Raw genomic sequence first — 25,512 nt, 5'->3', positions numbered from 1 at the left:
AAATACTAACTAATTAAATGTTTTAACTCATTTTTATTTAATTTTTTTGCTTTTATGAAAACATCATGATTGTTTAATATTTGAAAATCCTTGTTACCACAAATTTCGATATCTATTATTGAATATTTTTGTAAGTCTGAGTTATCTGAATATATAAAAATTTTATTAGGTAAAATTTTACTTTCATACAAACTTATTAAACATTCTTTTATGTTATCATCACTTCCAAATAAGTGTAGATTAAAATCTTTTAAATTTTTTTCATAAACTTTTGCATATTTATAAAAAGAATTTAATCCACCATAAACACTAATAACAAAACCTTTAAAACCATCTAAAAAACCTTTTCTTAATACATAGAATTTAAAAAATGAAAATATTCCATGGGTAAAACATGAGAAAGAATTAGGCTTTTTATTAGTTGTATTTGCATAAATTTCTGTATATTTGTCTAATTTATTTATAAATTGAGATAAATTATAAAATGAATAATGATGAAGATGAATATTGGTTTTTATTAATTGTGAATTATCTTTGATAACAATATTTTCATGAACATTAGCATCATTATAGTTAGTATGAGTTTTATTAAAAATTCTAACTATATAATCAGGATAAAATCCACAAGTTTTTATCCATTCATTTTTGTAATAATTTTTTCTATTTATAGCATAGATTTTTGTAGTATCACTAAAATCAAGATTTTTTAAAAGCTCTAAACTATTAAAATCTATTACTTCATCAGCATCAATGCAAAAAACCCAATCATTACTAGCATTATTAACGGCAAATTGTTTTAATTTGCCAAATCCTATGAATGGTGAGCTAAAAACTTTTACATTTTTAAATTCTTTTGCAATATTAACGCTGTTATCAGTGCTTTCATTATCTACTAACACGACTTCATCAAAATCTAGCAAAGCATTTAAACAACGCTTTAAATTTTTTTCTTCGTTTTTAGCGATAATGCAAACACTTATTTTCATTGGCAACCTTCACATTCAATACTTCTATCAACTGGTTTATTATCTAAATGCTCGCTTGCAGGGCTTTCGCTTCTTAAATAATAACAAGACTTAAGTCCTAGAGAATGTGCTAAGGTATAAATACTATTTAAATAGCCACCACTAGCTTTATCAAGGCTAACAAATATATTTAAGCTTTGTCCTTGATCTATCCATTTTTGGCGAATTGCTGCTGCACGAACTAAATCTCTTTGATCAAGCTCATAAGCCGTTACATAATATTGCCAAGTATCAAGGCTTAGATTTGGAACTACGGTTGGTATCATTCCACTTAGGTTTTGTTCGAACCATTTTCTTTTATAAACAGGCTCAATTGTCTGAGTAGTCCCTACTAGAATTGAAATGCTAGAAGTTGGAGCAATAGCCATTAAATAACCATTTCTCATACCTTGTTTATTAACTTTCTTTCTTAATTCATTCCAATCGCAGTTTGATTGATTGAATAAATTATCACCCATTGTTAGCATTTTTGCATTTTCGTTAGCTACATCAATAGGGAAAATTCCTTTACTCCAGTTACTTCCTTCATACTCAGGATAAATGCCCTTTTCTACTGCTAAATCACTACTTGCACTAATAGCTTCATAAGAAATGCTTTCCATAATTTTGTCAATTAACTCAAAGTGTTCGTTAGTTCCAAACATAACGCCTTTTTCTGCTAACATTTGTGCTTCGCCCATAACACCTAAGCCTATCGCACGAGATTTTAAGTTAGTATTTTTTACTTTTGCGTGTGGATAGAAATTAAGCTCAATAACATTATCTAACATTCTTATTGCAATAGAAACAACTCTTTTAATATCTTCTTCTGTGTTTATTTTGCTTAGATTTATACTAGCAAGGTTACAAACAGCAGTTCTACCTTCATCATATTCTTTTTCTACAATATAAACTTTTTTACCATTTAAAGTATCTAAGCTACTTAATTTCTTAGCAGTTTTGATTTGAGAATTATCAAGCTTTAAGATTTCATTTTCTTCATATACACTTACGCTACCATCTTCAAATGTTGCTTTAATTTTATAATGATTTGGATCAGTATTTTGAAAAATCTCGGTGCATAGGTTTGAACTTCTGATAAGACCTGTGTGAGAATTTGGGTTAGCTTTGTTAGCGTTATCTTTAAAACATAAAAATGGCATACCGCTTTCAAAGTAATTTGTTAAAATCTTTTTCCAAAGTTCTTTTGCATCCATTACTTCTTTTACTATGCTCTCATCTTTTTCAAGTCTTTCATACTCTAATTCAAATTCTTTTCCATATAAATTACATAATTGTGGAGTATCAAATGGATCAAATAAAGTCCATTTTGCATTATCTTTAACCCTCTTCATAAATAAATCATTTATCCATAAAGCAGGGAATAGTTCATGAGCTCTTCTTCTTTCTTCTCCACTATTTTTTCTAAGGTCAATAAAATCACAAACATCCATATGCCAAGGCTCAATATAAACAGAAATAGCACCTTTTCTAGTTCCTAACTGATCAACTGCAACTGCAATATCATTTGTAATTTTTAAAAATGGAATAATTCCACCCGCTGCGTTTTTGTGTCCGTCTATACTACCACCCATAGCACGAACCATACTCCAATCCCAGCCTATTCCACCACCAAATTTTGACAATAACGCCATTTCTTTGTAAGAATCAAAAATACCTTCTATATTATCAGGAGTTGAACCTATATAACAACTTGAAAGCTGATGTCTTGTAGTTCTTGCATTACTTAGTGTTGGAGTTGCACACATTACTTCAAATTTAGAAATTAAATCATAAAATTTCTTAGCCCATTCTTGCCTATTTAACTCGTTTTGAGCTAAAAACATAGCAATAGCCATAAACATATGTTGTGGTAATTCAATAGGATTACCTTTATTATCTTTTATTAAATATCTATCATAAAGGGTTTTTATACCTAAATAGGTAAATTGTAAATCACGCTCAGGTTTTATATAAGCATTTAAATCATCTAAATCATACTTTTCTTTAAGACCTAAAAATAATCTTCCAGCTTTTTCTCCACGCTCAAAGTATTCTCTTAAATGAACATATTCTTTTTGTGGATTTACTTTATGATATAGATCATACAAAAATAATCTTGCAGCAACAAAAGTCCAATTTGGTCTATCAATATCTATTTTATCTACTGCTGTTTTTATTAAAGTATTTTGGATTTCTTCAGAAGTTATCATATCTCTAAACTGGATTTTCGCATCAACTTCAAGCTCACTTTGGCTCACATTTTCTAAGCCTTCTGTTGCTAAAGTTGTGTATTTTTTAATTTTAGAAATATCTAATTCTTCTACTCTTCCTGTTCTTTTTACTACCTTCATGATTGATTGTTTGTCCTTTGTGAATTTTAAAAAAGAATGTATTATAATAAGTAGAGATAAAATATAGGTTAAAAAAAGTGGGATATTTATACAAAAAATTTTTTACTAGCGAAAATAAAAAAGCTTATCAATTAGTAATGCAAAATTTAAATTATGATTTAAAAAAAGCACAAAGATTTTGTGATAAAAATCGTGTTATTATTTTTAAAAATAATGTTAGCAAAAATCTTTTAAATACTTTAAATATAGATGAAATAAATTTAAATGATATTGAAATATGTAAAAAAAATAGCGTTATTAATGGTGAATTTTATTTATTAGTTTATGAATGTTTTAGTTTGGATTTAAAACCTATTTTTGAAAATGAAGATTTTGCTGTTTTTAACAAACCAAGCGGGGTTTTATCTCATCCAAATGGAAGAAATTGTGAGTATTCTTTAAATGATGAAATCTGGCAAAAATATGGAGAAAATGCTAGCGTAGCTCATAGGCTAGATGCAGCTACAAGCGGGCTTATACTCGTTGCAAAAAATAAAATCGCTAACAAAGAATTAAAAGAACTCTTTGCAAAACAAGAAGTTTATAAAGAATATTTAGCTTTAGTTTGTGGAAATATTGAATATGATTTTTGTGTTAGTGCAAGACTTAAAAACGATGAAGATTTAAAAAACAAAATGCTAGTATCAAAAGATGGAAAAATATCAAAATCACAATTTTGTGTTATTAAAAATTATCCTAAACATACACTTTTAAAAGCAATTCCACTAACAGGAAGACAACATCAATTAAGACTTCATCTGCATTACTCAGGACATAAAATTGCAGGTGATACTCTTTATGGACTAAGTAACGAAGAAGCAAGAAATATTTTAGACAAAAAAATAATAAATATAAAAGAGCTTTGTGGAGCAAGTAGGCTTTGTCTTCACTCGGCAAGACTTAAATTTACTTATAAAAATCAAAATTATGATTTTATAAATAATGATATAGAAAATGAATTTTTAGGAGCGATTAAATGAGTGGATTAGATTTATTTCAATATATATTTATGGGTGCTGTTTGTGTTTGTGGAGTAGTTGGTATAATAGTAGTTATTTTAAATGAAAAGAAAAAATAGAATTTGAATTAGGAATTTCAAAATGTTTCACGTGAAACAAAAAATCAAATTCCTATTTTAAATTCTAATTTTAAAACAAAAGAGAGGGTTGTATGAAAAAATTATTTTTAATCATTGTTTTAGTATTTAATTTACATGCTTTAAATAATCAAGCAAATTTAAAGAACTTAAAAAATTTTTTAAATCAATTAGGCGATACATTTGAGTATAAAATAGAATATAAAAATCTTAAATGTGAAAATTATTACAATGAAAGCTATGATGATGTAGGAAGCTATTGCAAGGCAACAGATTTAAAACTAACGGATAGAGATGGAAAAAATTTCTTAGAAGATGCTAAGCTAACAGCAGAAGTTATATCAAAAGATTCAATATATATAAAGATAAAAGATTTTAAAAAGCCGATTTTAGACAATATTACTGAGATTCATGTCGGACTATCTTTAAAAGAGAAAAAATTTTATGTAACTCTTCAAAAGCCTGATAATATCACAGTAAAAGTTACATTTGATATATATCATACGCTAACCGAAGGATACAAAATTAAAAATGACAAAAGGATTCCTATTTATGGTGATGAAAATATAAAATATCTTTGGGTGGGCGCAGGTGAAATTTATGTATCTTTAAGCAGATATTATTTAGGTAAATTAGATGTTGATAAAGTACTTGAAAAGTTTCTGAGTAATTTTAAAGAAGGAACTTTATATAGAAAAGATAGAATAATTTTAAAAAAAGATTTAGAAGAATTTAAAGAGCTAGAAAGACCATCAATTACTATAGCTTATAAATATAGCCTCGGCAATAGTCTATATAGAATAATCAAAGAAATAAAAGAAGGTAAAGCCTTTGCTACAAATATACGCTATTTTGAAATAATAAAAAAATTAGAAATAGATAGCACAGGTTATACTAATGGTATGGTATGGCGTGAAGATTTTATGCTAAATGAGAGTATAAAAAGATTTAAAGAGTTAGGCATTGATTTAGTTTATGATGAAAGAACTTGCATTAAGATTTGCAAGCTTAAAAATGTCCGCCTTATAAAAGATGGTGAGATTTTAGCAAGTGCAAGAGAAGTTTTAAATCATGAATATTATGAATTTTTGATTTTTGATGTAAAATTCAATCCAAAATTTATAAAATCACTAAAACTAAAAAGCAAGACCAAAAAGTTACTAAATGAGCCTATAAATTCAATTAGATTTAGAATAAGCAATCAAGGACTTCACTGGCCTGAAAACTTATGTAGAATAAGTATTGATTTTAGGATAGATGATAAAGTTAGTATAGATTATTATTTAAAATTATTGCATAAAGGCTCTATGCAAGATTGCATTACAGATTTTATTAATAAAACAGGCGATTTTAAGCTTAAAATTGAATTATTTGAATTTCAAAAAAATGTGCCAGAAGCCTTAGACTTTTTGAAAAACTACCCTATCATAAATGATAAAAAAGTATATGAAGAAGCTTTAAAAAATGTTTTTAAGCCTTAAAACTACATATCATAAATAAGCTTAAAAAATGTTTTTAAAGTATTATGAAAAAAATATTAAAATATGGATTTTTAAAAAGGAGAAAGATATGAAAAAATTATTAATTTCTATATTTTGTGTAGCAAGTTTAGGTGCTAATTCTCTTAGCGAGATTGATAAATTAAAGCTTGAAAACGAGATTTTAAAACAAAGACTTGATGCAATTGAAAATAAAATGATTAATCCTATGGATAATTTTTTTAAAGACTTTGACAAAATAAACGAGCAACACATAAAAGCTATGAATAGTCTTTATAAGCAAATGCATGATGAATTTAATCATTATAAATCAAATTCAAATTATGCAAGTTATTTTCAAAGCAATGAAGTGATTTCTTATATAAAAGAAAATAAAGAAACAAAAGATAACAAATCAAGCTCAAAAATTGAAATAAAAACATATAACGAAAAAAGTAAAAAAGAATATTTATTAAAAGATATTTTAAAAGATTTTGATATTTTTAGAGTTTATTTAAATTCAAAAAATCAAGATTTTTCAGATGAGAAATTAGAAAAATTTTATATTAATTCTTACGGATTTGTATTTTTAAGTAATGATTATAAAAAAAGTAGCGAAATTAGCTTTACTGATATGAAAGATTACTTAAAAGATGACTTTTTAAAAGCTCTTGGATATTAATATAATATAAATATTTATTAATAATCTAGCTTAATTACCGATATGTTAGTATAATTAAATGCAAAACATAGAGGTAATTAAATATGCAGCAATCACTCTTACAAGAAATAATTTTACCTATGCCAGCTGCAACGCTTGGCTTTGAGCTTTTAGTATTTTTAGGCTCAATTTATTTTAGAAAACATAATATAACTTTTTTAGTTTTATTATTTTTATCTAGTAGGATTTTATTTTTATTTTTAAATTTTTCTCAAGCTCATGCTTATATTGCCTTATTTTCACCTATTGTTTTTGCAATATTAGTAAGCCTTAAGAAAGATTATTTATCAACAAAGAGATTAATACCTGCCTGTTTGGTTGTGATTTCTTATATTTTATTAGGAATTTTTACTAAAGATTCGACTTTTATTTCATATTTACATAGTTTAAAGTTTATAAATCAAACTTATGTTTATTCGGATTTTTCTTTTTGCTTATTTTTGGTTTTAATGCTTTATGTTGTAATACTTAGAAAAATTAACAATTTTGAATGCTTTTTGCAAGGTGCTTATGTAGCTTCTTATTTTCAATTTTTATTCTATCACAAGTTACAAAGCTATAATTTAAGTTATTTTGAATTAGGCTCATTTATATTCTTAGCAGCTATCGGCTATCAAGGATACAAATTAGCTTTTTATGATTCTTTAACTAATGTTTATAATAGAAGAGCTTATGATACGCTTGAACTTAAAAATAAAGATGTAATAGCAGTGGTTGATATAGATTTTTTCAAAAAAATTAATGATACTTATGGACATGATATAGGAGATATTATTTTAAGATCTCTTGCAGGTATTTTGAAAAAATATGCAAAAACTTATCGCTATGGCGGAGAAGAATTTTGCTTAGTTTTTAAAGATTATGATTATTTTAAATGTGTTGCTGAGTTAGAAAAGCTTAGAAAAGAAGTTGAAGATTTTACATTTAATGCTAAAAATCACAATCTAAAACTTACTATTAGCATAGGTCTTTGCCTTGTTACTAATTCAAAATTTGGTGCCTTTGAAATGGCTGATAATAGACTTTATCAAGCTAAATTAACAGGAAGAAATAAAGTAGTTTTTGAATAATCCTAATTCCGAATTCAAATTCTTTTGATAATTTTTAGAATTTGAAATAGGAATTATAAAACCCTGCACGAATTTAAAAACTAACAAAATTGCAAGTCTAAAATAATGTGAGTGAAATTTAAAGATTTCTTTTTGTTTTATTTTTTAAAATTCGGATATGTTATTTTAAAAGTTTTTTATGATTAAAATTAGTTTTTAAAATTCGCGCAGGGTCTTAAAAATATTTTGAAATTCCTATTTCAAATTCCAAAGAATTTAAAATAGGAAATAAGAATTAAAACTCGTATCTTAGATTTGTATTAATATTATAATCAATATTTAGATTTCCACTAAAGGTCTTTTCTGCTTCTAAACTAAAGCTAAACTTCTTATTAAAGTTTTTGTTAATTGCTAAACTTGCAAAGCCTCTTTTATCTTTACTAGCACCTTTAAACGAATATGAACTAATTCCATCGCTTACTAGAAAATCTGGATTATTAGTTAAATCAATTATCGCACCAAGCCCTGCTCTAACATTTAAACTATCATTAACATTTATTCCTGTATAAATTGCTGTTTTATTAACTACTAAAAGCTTTGAAGGAGCTGTTATATTTACGAATGATTTTTGATGTAATGCTCCGATATTTATTTCTTTTTCGCCTTTAATGTCTGTTTTTGGAATATAGTTTAAAATCATTTCAGTGCTAGGCTCTATGTAAAAATCATCTCCAAATCTCTTACCTAACTCAAAACTAGCAATCACACCTGTTCCTTTGCTTGTAGAATTACCTAAGAAATTATCATTTTTAAACTCGCTTTTATAATGATTTGCTTTAAGTGTTGTATCTATAAAAAAGCCATTGTTATAAACGCTACTAAAATACACTCCTAAGCCATAGTTATTTATTTTTGAATTAGTTGTATTACTTGTAGTTGTTATTCCTATATTTAGCATAAATCCTGCATAAGTATCAAAATCTGTAAAACTTGATATTTTATCCACACCCATTTGAACCTCATTTGCTTTTAAAGATGTGTTTTTAATACTTCCTTTATTAACATATCCACGAATCCAAACACCTGCATTATTCTTAGCAAATCCTCTTAATTCACCTAAACGCTTGTTTAAATTGTTGTATTCAAACACTTGAGAAAAATAAAATTGATTTGTCATAAGCTTCGCTGATTCTAAGGCTTTTTCATTTTTGCCTGTAACCATTAATTTTATAGCTTCTTTTTGTTCTTCTACTGCAATTTCAAACTTTTCTTCATCGCTTGGATTTTCAGGTTTTGGTTCTGGTGTTGGAGTAATTGGATTTGCAGGAGTTAAATCAGTCCAAGGAATATCAGGATTTGGTTTAGTGTCTGGATTTTCTGGCTTTTCTTCAGGTTTTTCTTCAGGTGTGCTAGGCTCAATAGGTTTTGATGGTTCTAAGTCTGTCCAAGGAATATCTGGGTTTGGTTTTTCTTCTGGCACTTCAGGTTTTGGATCTGGTGTTGGAATAATCGGAGTTGATGGCTCTAAGTCAGTCCAAGGAATATCAGGATTTGGTTTAGTGTCTGGATTTTCTGGAGTTGTGATTTTGTCTAAATCATTTACCATAGTTCCTTTGTTTTCTAAACTTGCATTAGCATTTTGATTAATTAGTTCCTTTGCTTCGTTACTAGCTAATAAATCTTTACCAAAATCTACTAAATCGCTTAATTTATTGTTATCAGCGATTATTTCATTTATTTTATTTATATCTAATTTAGAATTATTTTTATAAGTTAAATCATTAAAGTTTTGCTTATTATCTTTAGCTAAAACATATACTTGATAATCCCCTACTTTTTCGGTTTTTAAATATGAGTTTGCTAAGGCATATTCACTAATTCCTGAATAAAATTTAAGCGAATTAGCAAAATCACTATTAGCTCCTTTTAAAATAGCTAAAGGCATATTAGCACTTAATCCACTAGCGATTAATTGTCCATCACTAGCTTTACTTACTACACCTAAAATTCCAAAGCTATTATTCGCTCCACTTGTGCTAGTTTTAGAAATTATTGCTCCATTATAAGTAGCACTCGTGCCACCTAAAAAGAATGTAGAATTATTTGCGACTAATTCATTTGTGCTAAATGCACCTAAACTTGTAGAATTATTTAAACTTACTTTATTTGCTGATATTTTATTTCCTGTTAAATCTTTAAAACTACCTACTAAAGAACTTCCCGTTAAATCAATATTAATAGGGCTATTACTTCTAATATCATAATTAAGAGCTGAATTTGTAGCTTTTAAAACGCCCCCCCCCATTAATTCTAAATAGCCTTTAGTATTATCTAAATCTTTGCCTACTTTAGTATTAGTTAAGGTAAAATTATTTGCTTGATAAATAGCTCCATTCATAGTAGGTAATTTGATACCTTCTAAAATACTTCCATTTAAAAGTATTTCATCAGCACTAAAACCACCTTTAAAGATTGAATTAGTATCATCAATTTTACTTACATATTTACTTGTAATTGCTTTGTTAAATACTGAATTAGAGCTTTTAATATCTCCTGCATAATTAGTCAAAAATCCTTCTAAATAAACATTATCTAAAACTATGCTAGATTTTCCAACTGGTATTAAATTATTTACAATAGTAATATCATGAGCATTTATGATATCTCCTGCAATATAGCTATTTGTGATATTAAAAATCCCTAAAGAAGTAGCACTTTTGTTTAAATCAAGACCACCATCTATGTAAGCTTTATCAATATTTGCATTTTTTTCAAGATTTGTTTTAACACTTGCATTAATAGTTGTATCAAAAATATTATTATTAGTAATATTTATATTACTTAATATATCTTTAGCATTAAATGTAGCTTGATTTTTATAAATACCCTTTAGAGTAAAATCTCCTAAAGTATTAATTCTACCTATAAACTTTGAACCTTGAGTGCTTTTTGTATCATCTATTGTTATTATACTTGTTTTTCCACCATTAATTGATTGAGAACTTTTATCATACTCTCCTAATTCGGTTTTACCTGCTTTAATAATTGAACCACTTATATTTACGCTTACCTTATCAGTCCCAAAACCAATAGCATTTATAGCTTGATAGCTATTGCCACGCTGATTGCCACCTTCTACTAAAGAATTATTTAAATTAAGCGTTCCATAATCAACTAAAATAGCAGGAGAATTTTGAAAAGTTGAATGGTCTGCATTACCTGCAAAAACACTAGAATTATTTAAAGTTACTACGCCATTTTTTTCAATTTTTATAGCTTGTATATTATTACTAAATACACTATAACCTTGAGCTTTAAAAATAGAAGCTGAATCTGTAAAATTACCGCCTGAAACTAATATTAAATAATCTTTATTATCAATTCCTGCATTTTCATAGTCAAATATTAGCTTATTTGTTTCATCGCTTTTAGTAGTTAGATTTCCACCTATTACAAAAAACGCATTTATCTTATCATCTACTTGATTAGCTGTAATGCTTGAAATTCCACTTTGTTTAATCTCTATCTTTTGAGTCAAATCACCTGTTATATTTGTAACTGTATATGAATATAAAGCACTAGTTAAAGCTATACTTAATCTTAAAACATTTTTCATTTAAACACCTTAAAAATTAAAATATATTTCATTATTATAAATTATATCGTAAGTTAAATTCCTATTTCAAATTCTTAAATATAAATATTAGAAATATTTAGTTGAATTGTAGGGCTTGGTTTAAAATAGTTCTTTTGCAAACTAAAATGAATATTAACATTATCTCCTTCAAAAGGAATAAAATCACAATTAAAACAAATCGCTTCTAAAGTAATATTATTTTGAGTAAAGCAACATTTTAAATGTTTATCATTTAGCAAAACAAGATTATTAATAACTACATTTTTACTTATAAAAAATGGCTTTTCATTACCTTGCCCAAAAGGTTCAAAATCGCCTAAAATATCTAATAATTCCATATCAATTTCACTAAATTCAAGCTCACCTAAAGTATTTGTAGTATCACAAAAATCAAGAATATTTTCATCAAAATTAAGCTTATTTAATCTTCTTTTAAATTCTTCTAAATTACTAATATCTAAAGAAAGTCCTGCAGCTCCTTTGTGCCCGCCAAAATTAATAAGCAAATCATTAACATTATTTAAAACTTCTAAAATATCAAGCTCTGCAACACTTCTAGCACTTCCTTTTGCGATATTTTCTTCTATATTAAATACAAAGCTTGGTTTGTTAAATTGCTTAGCCAAACGCCCTGCAACAATGCCTAAAATACCTTTATGCCAGTTCTTTGAATACGCTATTATAACACTATCGTTTTCGCTAACAAATTCTATACTTTCTTCAAAGCTTTGTCGCTCTTGTTCTTTTCTATCTTGATTAAGTTTTTCAATTACTTCTAAAATTTTTCTTGCTTCATCAAGAGTTTTTGCCCTTAAAAATCTATATGAAATACTAGCATCATCCATTCTACCACTTGCATTAAGTAAAGGTGCGATTAAAAAAGGAATACTCTCATAATCAAAGAATTTCTTTTTATATTTTTCTTTTAAAACCACAAAAGCTGGACGATTTAATTTATTTAATTCTTTTAAGCCACAACGAACTAAAATATGATTTAAATCGTTTAAATTCATCATATCAGCAACAATTGCTATGCATAATAAATCTAAAAAACTAGCCATATTGTATTCTATACCTAATTCTTTTTTAATAGCTCCACAAAGCCACCAAGCAACTTGAGCTCCACAAATTTCACAATTAATATGCTTTGAAAATTCACAATCATCTCTTTTAGGATTAATCACAGCATAAGCATTTGGTAAAGTATCGCTTGGGGTATGATGATCGCTTATTATTAAATCTATGCCTAATTCTTTACATTTATTAGCAGCCTCGTAAGCTACTATTCCATTATCTACGGTTATTATTAAATCAGCATCTAAATTTTTTACTATTTCTTCGCTAATTCCATAACCATCACTAAAACGATTTGGGATTTTGATTTTAATATCAACACCTAAATTAACAAAAAACTCACTCATAATAGTTGAAGATACTATGCCATCTACATCATAATCTCCAACTACTGCTATTTTTTCTTTATTTTTGATTGCCTTAGCTATTCTAATAGCCGCTTTATTCATATCCTTAAAAATATGTGGCTTTGGAATTGTGCTAAGGTTTTTATGTAAATCATCTTTAAATCTATCGTCTAAAATCTGCTTAATTTTGGTTTTATTTAATTTAAGCATTGTTTAATAAAACCTAAAATCACAGGATTTGCCTTAGTTAATCTTGAAGTAAATTCAGGATGATATTGAACTGCTACGAAGAAATCATTATTTGTATTTTCAATAGCTTCAATAAGTCCATTTGATTCTCCACTAATGCAAAGCCCATTTTCTTCATATAATTTGCGATATTTTGAATTAGCTTCATAGCGGTGGCGATGTCTTTCTAATGCAGTATTAGAATTATATAATTTACTTAAAAGCGAACCTTCTTTGATATTACAAACATACTCACCAAGTCTTAAAGTCCCACCTAATGGAGTTTTAATTGTTCTTATTTCTTTTGAACCTGATTGATTAATAAATTCATCAATTAAATAAATAATAGGATTTTTTGTATTCTCATCAAATTCAGTTGAATTAGCATCTTCTAGCTTTAAAACATTTCTAGCAAACTCAATTAAGCTAAGTTGCATTCCCAAACAAATTCCTAAAAATGGAATATTGTTTTCTCTTGCATATTTAATAGCTTTTATTTTGCCTTCAACTCCACGCTGTCCAAATCCACCAGCTACTAATATTCCATCATTTCCAGCTAAATCATTTTCATCTTTTATTTCTTCGCTATCTATCCAATTAATTTCTACTTTTGTATCAAGATTTGCACCTGCATGAATTAATGCTTCGGTTAAAGATTTATAACTTTCTTTTAAATCTATATATTTTCCTACAAATGCGATTTTTGTTTTTTTGCTAGGATTTATAATCTTTTCTACTAAGTTTTCATAATCTTTTAAATTAGGAGTTTTTAGTTTTAGATTTAAATGTTTTGCAATAGGTAAAAGTATATTTTGCTCTAAAAATTTAAGTGGAATTTGATATATGCTTTTAGCATCAATGCTTTCTATTACACAATCAATTTCTACACCACAACTTCTTGCGATTTTTTCTTTTATTTCATCGCCTAATGGTATTTCACTACGAGCAATTATCATATCAGGACTAATTCCTATGCGTCTTAGTTCTCCAACCGAGTGTTGGGTTGGTTTTGTTTTTAATTCGCCTGCAACTTTTATAAAAGGAACTAAGGTTAAATGTGCGTAAAATACATTAGACCTTCCGTGTTTAAGTCCTAATGAGCGAATTGCTTCAAGGAATGGTAAGCCTTCAATATCTCCTACCGTTCCACCGATTTCTACAACTAATACATCTTTATCAGCCGCTGCTGCTTCCATTCTACTAGCAATCTCACCTACAATATGTGGAATTACTTGAATAGTTTTACCTAGATATTCTCCACGGCGTTCTTTTTCTATTACACTTTGATAAACTTTACCTGTTGTGAAGTTATTAAGATGAGTTAAGTCTTCATCTAAAAATCTTTCATAATGTCCTAAATCAAGGTCAGTTTCTGCACCATCTTTAGTAACAAAAACTTCTCCATGCTCAAGTGGGCTCATAGTTCCTGGGTCTATATTAATATATGGGTCAGCCTTTAAAATACTTACCTTAAGTCCGCTTTGTTTTAATAAGCTAGCAATACTAGCAGCTGCAATTCCTTTACCAAGTGAGCTTAAAACTCCACCTGTTACAAATATAAATTTAGCCATATTTTTTCCTATTAGTTTTTTTTATTTTATATTATCTAATTAAATAACTTCGTTTTTTAAAAATTCTAAAACCCTAATTTGAGCGTAATCTTCAATTTCACTCTCGCCTTCTTTTATAGATTTTTTTAATACTAATCTATCAAGTTGAACAAAATTTATTTTTCTTTTTAATTTAGGATTTTGTTTAGTTAGTTTTTTAATACCTTTTAAAATCTTATCAACACCTAAAGTATCTTGTTTAATAAGTTTAACATATTGATAAATAGTAGCTAGAAATAATCTTCTTCTAAATTCTTTTTTATAAATTTCTTTAGTTAGTTTTTCTAATGTTCTTTTTAAATCTTGTCTTTCTTCTTTTACAACGCCTATAACACATGCAATTAATTTTGCTTTAAAATCAAAAGAATTATTAACACCTAAAAAAGTTATTCTCATATTTGCTAAAAAAATATAAATCAAATCTAGTTTCATTTACCCTCTATTAAATCATTTTATCATAAAATGCCATTTCTCAAGTCAAGCCTTGTGCAATGCTTTTAAAGAGCAGAGCTTCAGGATGGGAACATAGCAGAGCACTTTTTATGAGTGTGTGCCGCAAGTGTCTTGGCTTGGGTTTATAAAAAATACTTCAAACTCTTTTAACATTTTATAAAAATCAACTTCACCAATTTTAGGATTTTCTTTAAAATCATTTAAAATCTTTAAAGAACCATTCATTAAATCCTTTGATTTAACGCCATAATAATTAGAAATAATAGCTTCTAAAAATGCTCCTGTTTTATCACAAGCTTTAAGCATTTTTCCATCAATAGTATTAAAACAATCTTCGTTATAATCGTTTGGATTTTGGATTAATTTAACAAAATCTTTATTAATTCTATTTTTAAATTCATCTTTTTTAATCTTACCATCTTCATTATATATTCCTAACAAATAAGCAAATTCACTTCTAATATTATTTGGAACATAAGGTAAAATCTTTTCATCAATTAATTTAAGTTCATAATCACTTATAATTTCACTTAAACCATCAATTCCATACTTAACAGGCGTAATAATATCTCTTGTTAAACTCTCTGGTAAATCGTGAAATAAAGCACAAAAGAAGTTATTAATAAATCTAGTATCACAAGCTTTAATATTTAAACAATAAAAATAACTTAAAACTGCAACCACTAACATATGACCTAAAACACTTGTTTCTGGAATTCTAGGTGTTTGAGCCCAACGCTTTTGAAATCTTAAACGCCCACTTAAATCAATAACCTTTGCTAATTTTTGATTTAGTGATATTTTTTGAACCGCTAAAATATCTAAATAATCTTCTAATTCTTCATCTAATTTAGACTTAATTTCTTCATAATTACTAACATTTGGATATATAAATGAAAACTCATATCTAGTTGATAAATACCCTGCAGCTTTTAAAATAAATTTTTCTTTTTCATGGGTTTTATCATTATAATAATCGTTAAAAATTTTTAAAAAATCTTCATTTTTGTTAATTACACTAAATTGCTTTTGTATCCATTCATCTAATTCTTTTTGTTTTGTTTTTTTGATTTCATTTAAAACATCTGGGCGAATATCAGTAACAATTACACGAGAAATAAACTCAACAACAATAGCATCAAGTAAAAATCTCATATCAATGTCTTTTTCACTTTTTGCTAAAAAATAAGCAATTATTGCCTTATGAGCTTGTTTATCAAGTTCAACTAAATTACAAATTCTAGGAAAATCATTCCATCTTGAAATTGAAGCAGCCTTAAAAATATGTAAAACAAGCTCAGGGCTAATCATTATTTATCCTTTTTATCTTTTTTCTTTTCTTTTTTAATCTCAGTATCAGAGCAACACTCAATCACCGTATGAACATTACCACGAGGATTGAAATCTCCAACTAATTTAATATATTTTGGTTTTAAACGCTTTTTAAGAGTGTTATAAATCTTATTTATACTATCTTCATGGCTTATATTTTTATTATAAAATGAATTAACATAAAGCTTAATAGCCTTTAATTCTACAACCCATTTATTAGGAATATATTCTAAATATAATGTTGCAAAATCAGGATAACCGCTTCTAGGGCAAAGGCATGCAAACTCAGGTAAAGTGATTTTTATAACATAATCATTTTTTTGTTTGTTTTCCCAACGCTCTAATTTTTTACCTTTTATTTTTTTTATTTCTTTTTGTCCGTATTTTAATTTTTCTTTCATTTCATCTCCTTAAGATTTTTGTCCTTATAAAATAAAAAGCCTTGATAATAATCAAATTTAATATCTTTTGTCAAATCAAGTAAAGATTTATTATCAATAAATCTCATAATTGTTTTAATATTTAAACTTTTACATATTTGATATAAATTTTCATAAATTACAAAATACTTTTCATTTCTAATATTTTTGTTAAATTCAATATCAAAGATTCCGAATTCAAATTCCAATCGTTTTAAGTATTCTAACGAGCTTGGACTTCCTATTCTATTTAATGCAAAACTTACATTAATATCTCTATATTCTCTTATAATTTCTTCAAATCTTGGCATATCATAATAAACATCGTTTTCAAAAAATTCAAAAATTATTTTGCCTTTTGTATGTGGTCTTTTTATAAAAAACTCACCTAAATAAAATAAAAAATTTAAATTTCTTAAAAAATCAGGCGATATTTTAATCATAATTCTATTATCAAAATTATATTCTCTTGATAAAAGTTCTAAAAGATTTTTATAAAAATTAAATTCTAAATTATTTTTAATAATTATATCTTCTAATTTTGCTTGAGATAATTTCTCTGGATAATCTGAATTAATCCTATAATTTAAATAATATATCTCTTCATCGCCTTCTAATCTTTGTATTTTTAAACAATAATCGTTCTTATTTATAGCACTTATAATACTATTTGTAATGATATTTTCTGTATCAATATCAACATCATCTTTTAATCTATTTTGAGCCTCTAAATAAAGTTTATTAAAATTAGTATCAGCTTTTATTATTGAATAATCGCATTTAAAATCAACGCCATCTATTCTTTCTCTTTTTATTTCTAAAAATATCTTTTTTATTTCATGTTGTAAAACTTTATGTTTTGCATTACTTAAAATCATAAAATCAGCAGTTGTAATTCTGCCTATTATTAAATTTTCATCCCAAGCATAAAATTTATCAATTAATTTTTTAAGTAATTTATCACTTTTATCAAATCCAAGTCTAAGTTTTAATTCATTTATATTTGAAATAGTAAAAAATATAACAAAATCATCATTATTTAAATACTTTACAAATTCACTTTGTAATAATGTCCCTGTTTTTTCATCAATTACATTATGTTTGACTGATTTATAAATTACAAAAACAAAATAATAAAAATATAAAAATATAAAGCATAAAACCATTAATATATCTAATGGTTTAAAATTAGTATCGTCAAATTCTGGTAAATAAACAAAAGCAAAAACTAATAATAATAAAGGCATAATGAGCTTAATAGCTGCATTTTGCCTATTTTTTCTTTCAATTTTTTTACTAATTATCATATATCTAAGTGTTTTACATCTTTAGCATGAGCTTGTATATATTCACGGCGAGGCTCAACTTCATCACCCATAAATAAATTAAATACTCCACTAGCTCTATCAAAGTCTTCAACCCCAATTTGTATTAATCTTCTATTTTCAGGGTCCATTGTAGTTTCCCATAATTGCTCAGGGTTCATCTCTCCTAGACCTTTATAGCGTTGGATATTTGTATTTTTCTTAGCATTCTTTTCAACATCATTTAAAACATCTAAGAAATCTTTATCTGTAAATATATTTCTTTCTTCAATTTTTTTGTAAATATAACTAGCCTCTTCAAAATAAGGATTATAAAATAAATCATTATTAACAACTATTTCTTCTAAACCACTTTGAGTTTGAACATAAATTCTTACTTCTTCTTCGCTTAAATAGTGATTTAATATATTAAAGCCTTTTTCCTCTAAAAATTGCTTTGATTTTTCATAAATTTCACTTATATTTAACGCTAAAATATCAGGATTTTCTACATAATATCTAACTAATTCAATAACATTAAAACGCTTTTTAAGTTCATTTAAAATACTTCTATAAGCAGCTACTATTTTCAAGAAATCTTTTAAATCATTCGTTCCAATTCCACTAAACTCATAATTTTCAATTCCTGTTTCAATCAAATAATCATTTAATGCTTTTTCATCTTTTAAATATATTTCTTTTCTTTGACCTTTTTGGTAGCGGAATAATGGTGGCTGAGCTAAATATACATGACCTCTTTCAATTAATTCTTTCATAAATCTAAAGAAAAATGTAAGAATTAAAGTCTGAATATGCGAACCATCAACATCAGCATCCGTCATAATAATAATTTTATGATATCTTAATTTTTCTATATCAAAATCTTCACCTATTCCACATCCAAACGCTGTAATCATATTTTTGATTTCATCTGATTTTAAAATTTTATCTAAATGTGATTTTTCTACGTTTAGGATTTTACCTTTTAATGGAAGTATCGCTTGGAATTCTCTATTTCTTCCTTGTTTTGCAGAACCACCCGCACTATCTCCCTCAACTAAATAAATTTCTCTAATTTCAGGGTCTTTTGAAGAACAATCAGCTAATTTTCCTGGTAGTGTTCCTACACTTATACTTTCTTTTTTGCGAGTTAATTCTCTAGCTTTTTTTGCAGCTTCACGACCTCTTGCAGCCATTAAAGCTTTATTCATAATAGCACGAGCATCGTTTGGATTTTCTTCAAAAAACTTAGTTAAAGCATCATTTGTAATCTTATTTACTATACCACGAACATAAGAACTTCCTAATTTTCCTTTAGTTTGTCCTTCAAATTGTGGTTCTGGAACTTTTACACTAACAATAGCAATAAGACCTTCTTTAGTATCTTCGCCTGTTATTTTTATATCTTTTTCTCTTGCAGCTGCGTTTGCTTCAATATAATTTGTAATAACTTTAGTAAGTCCCATTCTAAAGCCTGCTTCGTGTGTTCCACCATCTGCAGTTTTAATGTTATTTACGAATGAAAATAATGTTTCACTATAAGTTTCATTATACATTAAAGCAATATCTACAATAACATCTTCAGCCTCATCACTAAATGCAATCACATTAGTTAGAGCTTCTTTTTTATTTAAATCGCTAACAAATTGAGAAATACCACCATCATAGTGATATGTTTCACTTTTGCCACTTCTATGGTCTTTAAAATTAATTGTTATTTGTGGATTTAAATACGCTAATTCTCTAAATCTCTTAGCTAAAATATCATAATCAAATTCCACAACTTCAAAAATCTCAGGATCAGGGAAGAACTCAATGCTAGTTCCTGTGCGATTTGTTGTTTTAATAACTTCTAGTTCTGTTGCTGGAATACCTTTAGAAAACTCTTGTCTATGAGTATTTCCATCTCTTTTAACTGTTGCGATTAATTTAGTTGAAAGTGCATTTACAACCGATACACCAACGCCGTGCAAACCACCACTAACCTTATAAGTATCTTTATCAAATTTTCCACCAGCGTGAAGAACAGTTAAAACAACGGTTAAAGTTGAAATATTTTCAGTAGGATGAAGTCCAACAGGAATACCACGACCATTATCAGTAACTATACAAGAACCTTCTTTTGTAATTTCAATATCAATAGTATTACAAAACCCAGCCATAGCTTCATCAATAGAGTTATCCACAACTTCATAAACCATATGATGAAGACCATTGATATTAGTATCGCCAATATACATTCCTGGGCGTTTTCTAACGGCTTCTAGTCCTTTTAATACTTTAATTTTACTTTCTGCATAATTTTCTTGCATTATATATCCTTAGTTTTTATTTGCTGATATTAGTGATAAGAAATTTTTACTTTCTAAAATCACAGGAGCTGATGATGAATAAAATTTGAATGTAAAATCTTCATTCTCATTTAAATGTAAAAAGTCCATTATATGTCTATTTGTAAGATTTATTTCAAATTTTTCATCTACAACGATATTTGCTTCTAATTCGCTTGTAGCGTTAGTTTCGTTTATATCATCGCTTATAATATTGTTTTTAAATGTTATTTTTCCTGTTTCAAATTCTATTTGACATTTTGTGCAAACTGAGCTTAATTTCTTAATCTCATTTAAAAATTCTTCAGTTTTAATAATAACTTCATTTGTAGGTAATTTATGTGGCATTACTTCTACATATTTTAAGAAATCTATTGTTACTAATTTTGTAAAGAATTTGAAATTATCATTTTCAATAATTAAATAATTATTTGTTTTATAAACTCTTACTTCTTCATTTAATAATTTTTGAAGCTCTTGAGCTGATTTTTTAGTAATTATTATTCTTTGTTCGTTTTCATTTTGTGCTATGAATGAATATCTGTGAATTCTTTTTGAATCACTTCCAACAAATACAATGCTATCTCTTAAAATATCTATATAACAGCAGTTAAATTGAAAAGATATTCCATTATTATCAATAGCAGGTAAAATCATTTTAAAGCCTATATTTAGTTCTTTTGAACTAATTAAAATAGGTGTTTTGCTATTTTCATCTTCTAAAAAAGAAAAATTATTTTCATTTGCAATAGGTAATGAAAAATTAGTTTTATTTTGAGTAATTTTTATAGATTTTTCTAATTTTTTTATTTTAATATTATCATTATTTAGGCTTTTTAAAATATCAATTAATTTCTTAGCATTTAAAAATATTGTTCCTTCACTAATAATATTACAATCAGGAATTTTATATTCAATCCCTATTTCACTATCACTTGCTCTTAAGATTAATTCATTATTACTAGCTAATAATAAAATATTTGAATTAAGGCTTGTATTATCTTTTTTCTCAACATAATTGCTAACAATTAAAGCTATATTTTCTAATCTTTTTTTATCTATTAAAATTTCCATTTTCTTCCTTTTTTGATTTTATTATAATTAATAATCCTTATTTTTTGAGTTTATTATTTTATTTTTTAAATGCTCTACTAAAGTTCTAAAATCATCATCATTACATATCATTTCATTAGTTTTTTTAATATGCTTTGAAATAGCACTATGGTCTTTCATTTGAAAATTAGTTGCAATTTCGCTTACAGAATTTGAAATCAGTTCTTTAGCTAAAAATATAACAATTCTTTTTGCTTTTACTATTTCTTGTTTTTTAGAACTTGATTTTATTTCATTGATTTTTATTCCTAATTCTTGGCTTACAACATCAAAAATATCTTCAATTTCAATATTTGATTTATTTTCATTTATATATTCTTTTATTTGATTTTTTAAATCTTCTAAGCTTATTTTTTGATTTCTAATATTTTGAAATGCGTAAATATAATTTATTATACCTTCTAAATCTCTTACATTTTCGCCTATATAACTTGCTATTGTATTTATCATTTCATCGTTTAAGTCTATTTCATAAACTAAACTTTTTTTCTTAATAATTGCTTTTTTAGTTTCTATATCAGGTACGCTTATATTTGCAATTATTCCTTTATTAAATCTTGATTTTAATCTATCTTCAATTCCATTTAAATTCTTAGGAGCTACATCAGAAGTCATTATTATTTGACCTTTACGCTCTACTATATCATTAAAAATATGGAAGAATTCTTCTTGGATTTTATCAGTTGTTCCTAAGAATTGAATATCATCAATTAATAATAAATCACAATCTTTATATTCACTATTAAAGCTATCAAATTTATTTGCTAATATTGCATTTTGATAATCTTTCATAAAACCTTTTGAAGTTTTATAAATTACTTTTTTGCCTATTTCAAGACATTCATGGCCACTTGCTTGTAAAAGATGAGTTTTACCTAAACCTGTATTTGAATAGATAAAAATAGGGTTAAATAAAGTTCCGAATTTATTTTCATCTGTTATTGATTTACAAACTTTATAAGCAAATTCATTGCTTTCACCTACAATGAAATTATCAAAAGTTAAACTTTGATTTAATACTGAAATTTGCTGTTTTATTTGAACTAATTTGTTTTCTTTGGTTTTATTAATTTTTTCATTGTTTACTGATATGATTATTTTTATTTTTTTACCATTGATTTTTTCAGCTATTTTTTCTAATAGGTTTTGATATTTTGTTTGAATATGTCTTGCTATAAATTGATTTGGTGCATTTAAGGTAATTTCGTTATTTTTATTTTCGTTTATTTGTAAAATGTCAAAATAATTTTTGTATTGATTTTCTCCTATTTCTGTTTTTAATGATTCTAGAATTTTATTTAACATTTATTTTTACCTTTGATGATGTGAAATTCATTTTTTATTAATTTTTTTTATTTAAAACACCTATATAACAATACTTTTAACTTGAAAAAAATATACCAAAAATATACAAACAATTTACAATTTTTCTTAATAAATTTCACATTTTGCCTTTTAAATTTATAGTAATTAGTGAAATTTTTAAGGCTTTAAATTTTTAAAAATGAAAATTTTGTGAAATTTCATAAGATTTTTTATGAAAAACTTATTATGTGAAATTATATTTCATTAAGAAATTTATCGTAAAAATAGGCTTTTTAGAAAAATATAATTTAAAATTTCACAAGGATTTCACATATGAAAATTTTAGGATTTGACCCAGGGACAAAATATTGCGGTTATTGTTTGCTTGAAAAAAACGGAAGTTCAAATATTCTTTTAGAAGCAGGGCTTATCAAGTTTAAAAGCAAGGAATTAATTGACAATATTTTAGAATTAAATGAAGCGTTTGAAATGATTTTTAAGAAAGTTCCTAGTGCAAGCGTAGCAGTTGAAAACATCTTTTTTGCATACAATCCTCAAAGTGTTTTAAAATTAGCGCAGTTTCGTGGGGCGATGTTGCTTAAAATCTTGCAAACTTATGGAAATTTTAGTGAATACACAGCCCTTCAAGTAAAAAAGACAATCACAGGTAAAGCCAAAGCAGAAAAAGAACAAGTAGCCTTCATGGTGAAAAAACTTTTAAAAATAAATAAAGAAATAAAACCACTTGATATAACCGACGCAATGGCAGTTGCACTCACTCATAGCTTTTATACTAAAAGTATTTAAAATTATTAAGCCAAATTCCTATTTCAAATTCCAAATAATTTCAAGGAATTTAAAACAGGAATTTCAAAATTAAATATTTTGATTTTTAAATCAAATTAATTAAAATCAATCTAAAGCGCTTTAAGGATTATTATGAAAAAGTTTGGGATATTGTTTTTCTTTGCTAGTAATTTATTAGCTTCTAATTATAAATTAGTGCCATTAAGTTCGCATGGAGTTGCTTTAGCAGGGGCTAATTTAGCAAAGAGTTTTAACGCTGATGCAGTATTTATAAATCCTGCTAATATGAGCTTTTTTAATAATTCCCAATTACATTTTAGCACTAATTATTACCATATAAAGGGACCAGAATTTACAAATCAAAATAAAAATAATAATTATGATTTTTATGCCAAAAATAATGCAAAAGGCAAAAGCTACACAGTAGCTTTACCTACTTTTGCATATTTATATAAACTTAGCGATGATACTAGCTTAGGCTTTGCAGCTTATACTGATTTTGCAGGGCTTTATGGTTGGAATGATTATTTTGCAAAGTCTTTAACAAAAAATATGGATATTCGTGGCGGAACTGCGGCTTTATCAATTTCAAGCAAAATTACCCCTGAACTTAGCTTTGGTGCAAGTGTTAGTGCAAATTTTTCTAAGCTTGAGTTTGATTTAGAAAAGGACAATGCTAAAAGCATAAATTATTTTAATCCCACAAATGATACATATTGGGCTTATAGTGGCAAAATCGATACAAAAAGCGATATAAATTATGGATATAAATTAGCTTTAACTTATGCACCTAAATATTTTGATGAAAAATTAAGATTTTCTGCTGTTTATAATTCTAAATATTTGAGTAAATTTTATGGTTCTTTAGATTTTAAAATATCAAAATTTGAAATGACTGATTTTTATTTTAAATCAGGTGGCATTGGCGGTAATGAAGCTGCAATGTTTATTGATAATATTTTGCAAGAATACGGCGATTATGCTTTTTATGATGAATATTTTAATAATCTTTTTGGATTTAATACTACAGTGGCTGCTGTATTGCTTGATGTTTATAATTTTGATTCAAATGGTGGTATTTTAAATTCTCTTAGTTCGCAAGATGATAAGATTAATTTTAGTGGAAATTTTAGGACTGAATTTTTATATCCTGCTAGTATAAATTTAGGTATTGCTTATGAATTAGGAAAGCACGAATTTATGCTAAATGTAGGAAGGACTTTTTGGGATAAATTTAAAAAACTAAAAGTAGATATAAATGCTCCACAAATGCCTGAAAAAACAGTGCAGTTAATACAAGCAACAGCTCAGCTTTGTTTAGAAAATGGCTGTGCTAATTCAGGTACGCTTCAAGAAATTATTAAACAAGCTATGCAAATGATTGATTTTAGCGATACTGATAAAGAACAAATGCAAGAATATATGCTAGCTGCATTATTAGATGATTCTCTTGAACAAAATTGGAAAAATACGACTCTTCTAAGCATTGGTTATAGATATAATTATGATAAAAACTGGTCTTTTATGGCTGGTTTTGCTACCGAAGATAGTCCTATTAGGCGTGAGGAAATTAGCTTTTTAGCAAAGGATAGTAGGATGTATATGTATTCTTTGGGAGCTGAATATAGATATAATAAAAATTTAATTTTTAATCTTTCAGGAATGTATCAAAAATACGCCGATGTAAAAACTAATAATCTAAATCATGTTACGAGTAATTTTTTGCCAACTGTTGGCGAGTTTAAAAAACAATCAAATCAGATTATAAACTTAGGGATAAGCTATAATTTTTAATCAAAAAACTTCGTGAAA

General features: G+C 26.4%; 17 protein-coding genes, 1 other RNA gene and 1 pseudogene. 7 read left to right on the top strand and 12 right to left on the bottom strand.

Annotated elements, in window-relative coordinates:
• Positions 1-5: 5 nt before the first annotated feature.
• Positions 6-986: a glycosyltransferase family 2 protein gene (locus AC1B00_RS05465; RefSeq protein WP_488848619.1), complete on the bottom strand. Its 981-nt coding sequence runs from the start codon at positions 984-986 to the stop codon at positions 6-8.
• Entirely contained in the window at positions 983-3,358 is a 2,376-nt protein-coding gene (locus tag AC1B00_RS05460) for a ribonucleoside-diphosphate reductase subunit alpha (RefSeq protein ID WP_488848617.1), read from the bottom strand. The genes AC1B00_RS05465 and AC1B00_RS05460 overlap by 4 nt, the downstream gene beginning before the upstream one ends.
• A gap of 137 nt (positions 3,359-3,495) precedes the next feature.
• Here AC1B00_RS05460 and AC1B00_RS05455 point away from each other — a divergent pair, with 137 nt between their 5' ends.
• The 4 genes from AC1B00_RS05455 (at position 3,496) to AC1B00_RS05440 (ending at position 7,762) form a co-directional block, all read left to right on the top strand.
• A complete protein-coding gene (locus tag AC1B00_RS05455; RefSeq protein ID WP_488848652.1) occupies positions 3,496-4,377 on the top strand; it encodes an RluA family pseudouridine synthase in 882 nt (293 codons plus the stop codon).
• Positions 4,378-4,567: 190 nt separating this feature from the next.
• Entirely contained in the window at positions 4,568-5,974 is a 1,407-nt protein-coding gene (locus AC1B00_RS05450) for a hypothetical protein (RefSeq protein WP_488848615.1), read from the top strand.
• A gap of 88 nt (positions 5,975-6,062) precedes the next feature.
• Positions 6,063-6,653 carry a hypothetical protein gene (locus AC1B00_RS05445; RefSeq protein ID WP_488848614.1) on the top strand — a complete coding sequence of 197 codons (591 nt, stop codon included), beginning with the start codon at positions 6,063-6,065 and terminating at the stop codon, positions 6,651-6,653.
• Positions 6,654-6,736: 83 nt separating this feature from the next.
• Positions 6,737-7,762: a GGDEF domain-containing protein gene (locus AC1B00_RS05440; RefSeq protein ID WP_488848613.1), complete on the top strand. Its 1,026-nt coding sequence runs from the start codon at positions 6,737-6,739 to the stop codon at positions 7,760-7,762.
• 274 nt (positions 7,763-8,036) lie between these two features.
• Here the strand turns inward: AC1B00_RS05440 and AC1B00_RS05435 are convergent, their stop codons facing one another.
• From AC1B00_RS05435 to AC1B00_RS05420, 4 genes are all read right to left on the bottom strand, one after another.
• Positions 8,037-11,357, bottom strand: coding sequence for an autotransporter outer membrane beta-barrel domain-containing protein (locus AC1B00_RS05435; protein ID WP_488848612.1), 3,321 nt, complete (start codon positions 11,355-11,357; stop codon positions 8,037-8,039).
• A gap of 74 nt (positions 11,358-11,431) precedes the next feature.
• Complete coding sequence (gene recJ, locus AC1B00_RS05430; RefSeq protein WP_488848611.1) at positions 11,432-13,009, bottom strand: single-stranded-DNA-specific exonuclease RecJ; 1,578 nt, start codon at positions 13,007-13,009, stop codon at positions 11,432-11,434.
• Complete coding sequence (pyrG, locus tag AC1B00_RS05425; RefSeq protein ID WP_488848610.1) at positions 12,997-14,598, bottom strand: CTP synthase; 1,602 nt, start codon at positions 14,596-14,598, stop codon at positions 12,997-12,999. The genes recJ and pyrG overlap by 13 nt, the downstream gene beginning before the upstream one ends.
• A 39-nt stretch (positions 14,599-14,637) precedes the next feature.
• The gene (locus tag AC1B00_RS05420) at positions 14,638-15,069 is read right to left on the bottom strand and encodes a hypothetical protein (protein WP_488848608.1); all 432 of its coding nucleotides are present in this window, start codon (positions 15,067-15,069) and stop codon (positions 14,638-14,640) included.
• A gap of 43 nt (positions 15,070-15,112) precedes the next feature.
• On the opposite strand from AC1B00_RS05420, the gene ffs reads away from it, so the two are divergent.
• Positions 15,113-15,210: signal recognition particle sRNA small type (gene ffs, locus AC1B00_RS05415), an RNA gene on the top strand.
• Positions 15,211-15,216: 6 nt separating this feature from the next.
• On the opposite strand, the pseudogene AC1B00_RS05410 reads toward ffs, so the two are convergent.
• From AC1B00_RS05410 to dnaA, 6 genes and pseudogenes are all read right to left on the bottom strand, one after another.
• A pseudogene (locus AC1B00_RS05410) lies at positions 15,217-16,401 on the bottom strand (HD domain-containing protein); the annotation flags it as partial.
• Positions 16,401-16,823, bottom strand: a complete 423-nt coding sequence (gene queF / locus AC1B00_RS05405) for a preQ(1) synthase (protein WP_214119961.1) — start codon at positions 16,821-16,823, stop codon at positions 16,401-16,403. The pseudogene AC1B00_RS05410 and the gene queF, both read right to left, overlap by 1 nt.
• Positions 16,820-18,088 (bottom strand): EAL domain-containing protein, encoded by a 1,269-nt coding sequence (locus AC1B00_RS05400; RefSeq protein WP_488848606.1) that lies wholly within the window; start codon positions 18,086-18,088, stop codon positions 16,820-16,822. Before AC1B00_RS05400 ends, queF begins: the two co-directional genes overlap by 4 nt.
• A 56-nt stretch (positions 18,089-18,144) precedes the next feature.
• Complete coding sequence (gene gyrB, locus AC1B00_RS05395) at positions 18,145-20,457, bottom strand: DNA topoisomerase (ATP-hydrolyzing) subunit B (RefSeq protein WP_239817639.1); 2,313 nt, start codon at positions 20,455-20,457, stop codon at positions 18,145-18,147.
• A 9-nt stretch (positions 20,458-20,466) separates the two neighbouring features.
• A complete protein-coding gene (dnaN, locus tag AC1B00_RS05390) occupies positions 20,467-21,549 on the bottom strand; it encodes a DNA polymerase III subunit beta (protein WP_488848603.1) in 1,083 nt (360 codons plus the stop codon).
• A 27-nt stretch (positions 21,550-21,576) separates the two neighbouring features.
• Positions 21,577-22,893, bottom strand: coding sequence for a chromosomal replication initiator protein DnaA (gene dnaA, locus AC1B00_RS05385; protein ID WP_488848601.1), 1,317 nt, complete (start codon positions 22,891-22,893; stop codon positions 21,577-21,579).
• Between the two features lie 333 nt (positions 22,894-23,226).
• Here dnaA and ruvC point away from each other — a divergent pair, with 333 nt between their 5' ends.
• The gene (gene ruvC / locus AC1B00_RS05380) at positions 23,227-23,700 is read left to right on the top strand and encodes a crossover junction endodeoxyribonuclease RuvC (protein ID WP_488848599.1); all 474 of its coding nucleotides are present in this window, start codon (positions 23,227-23,229) and stop codon (positions 23,698-23,700) included.
• A gap of 132 nt (positions 23,701-23,832) precedes the next feature.
• On the top strand, positions 23,833-25,494 hold the full coding sequence (locus tag AC1B00_RS05375; RefSeq protein WP_488848597.1) for an OmpP1/FadL family transporter: 1,662 nt from the start codon (positions 23,833-23,835) through the stop codon (positions 25,492-25,494).
• Positions 25,495-25,512: the final 18 nt, after the last annotated feature.

The organism is Campylobacter sp. DY7 (assembly GCF_057802535.1).
This window is presented reverse-complemented; position numbering and strand designations above follow the sequence as displayed.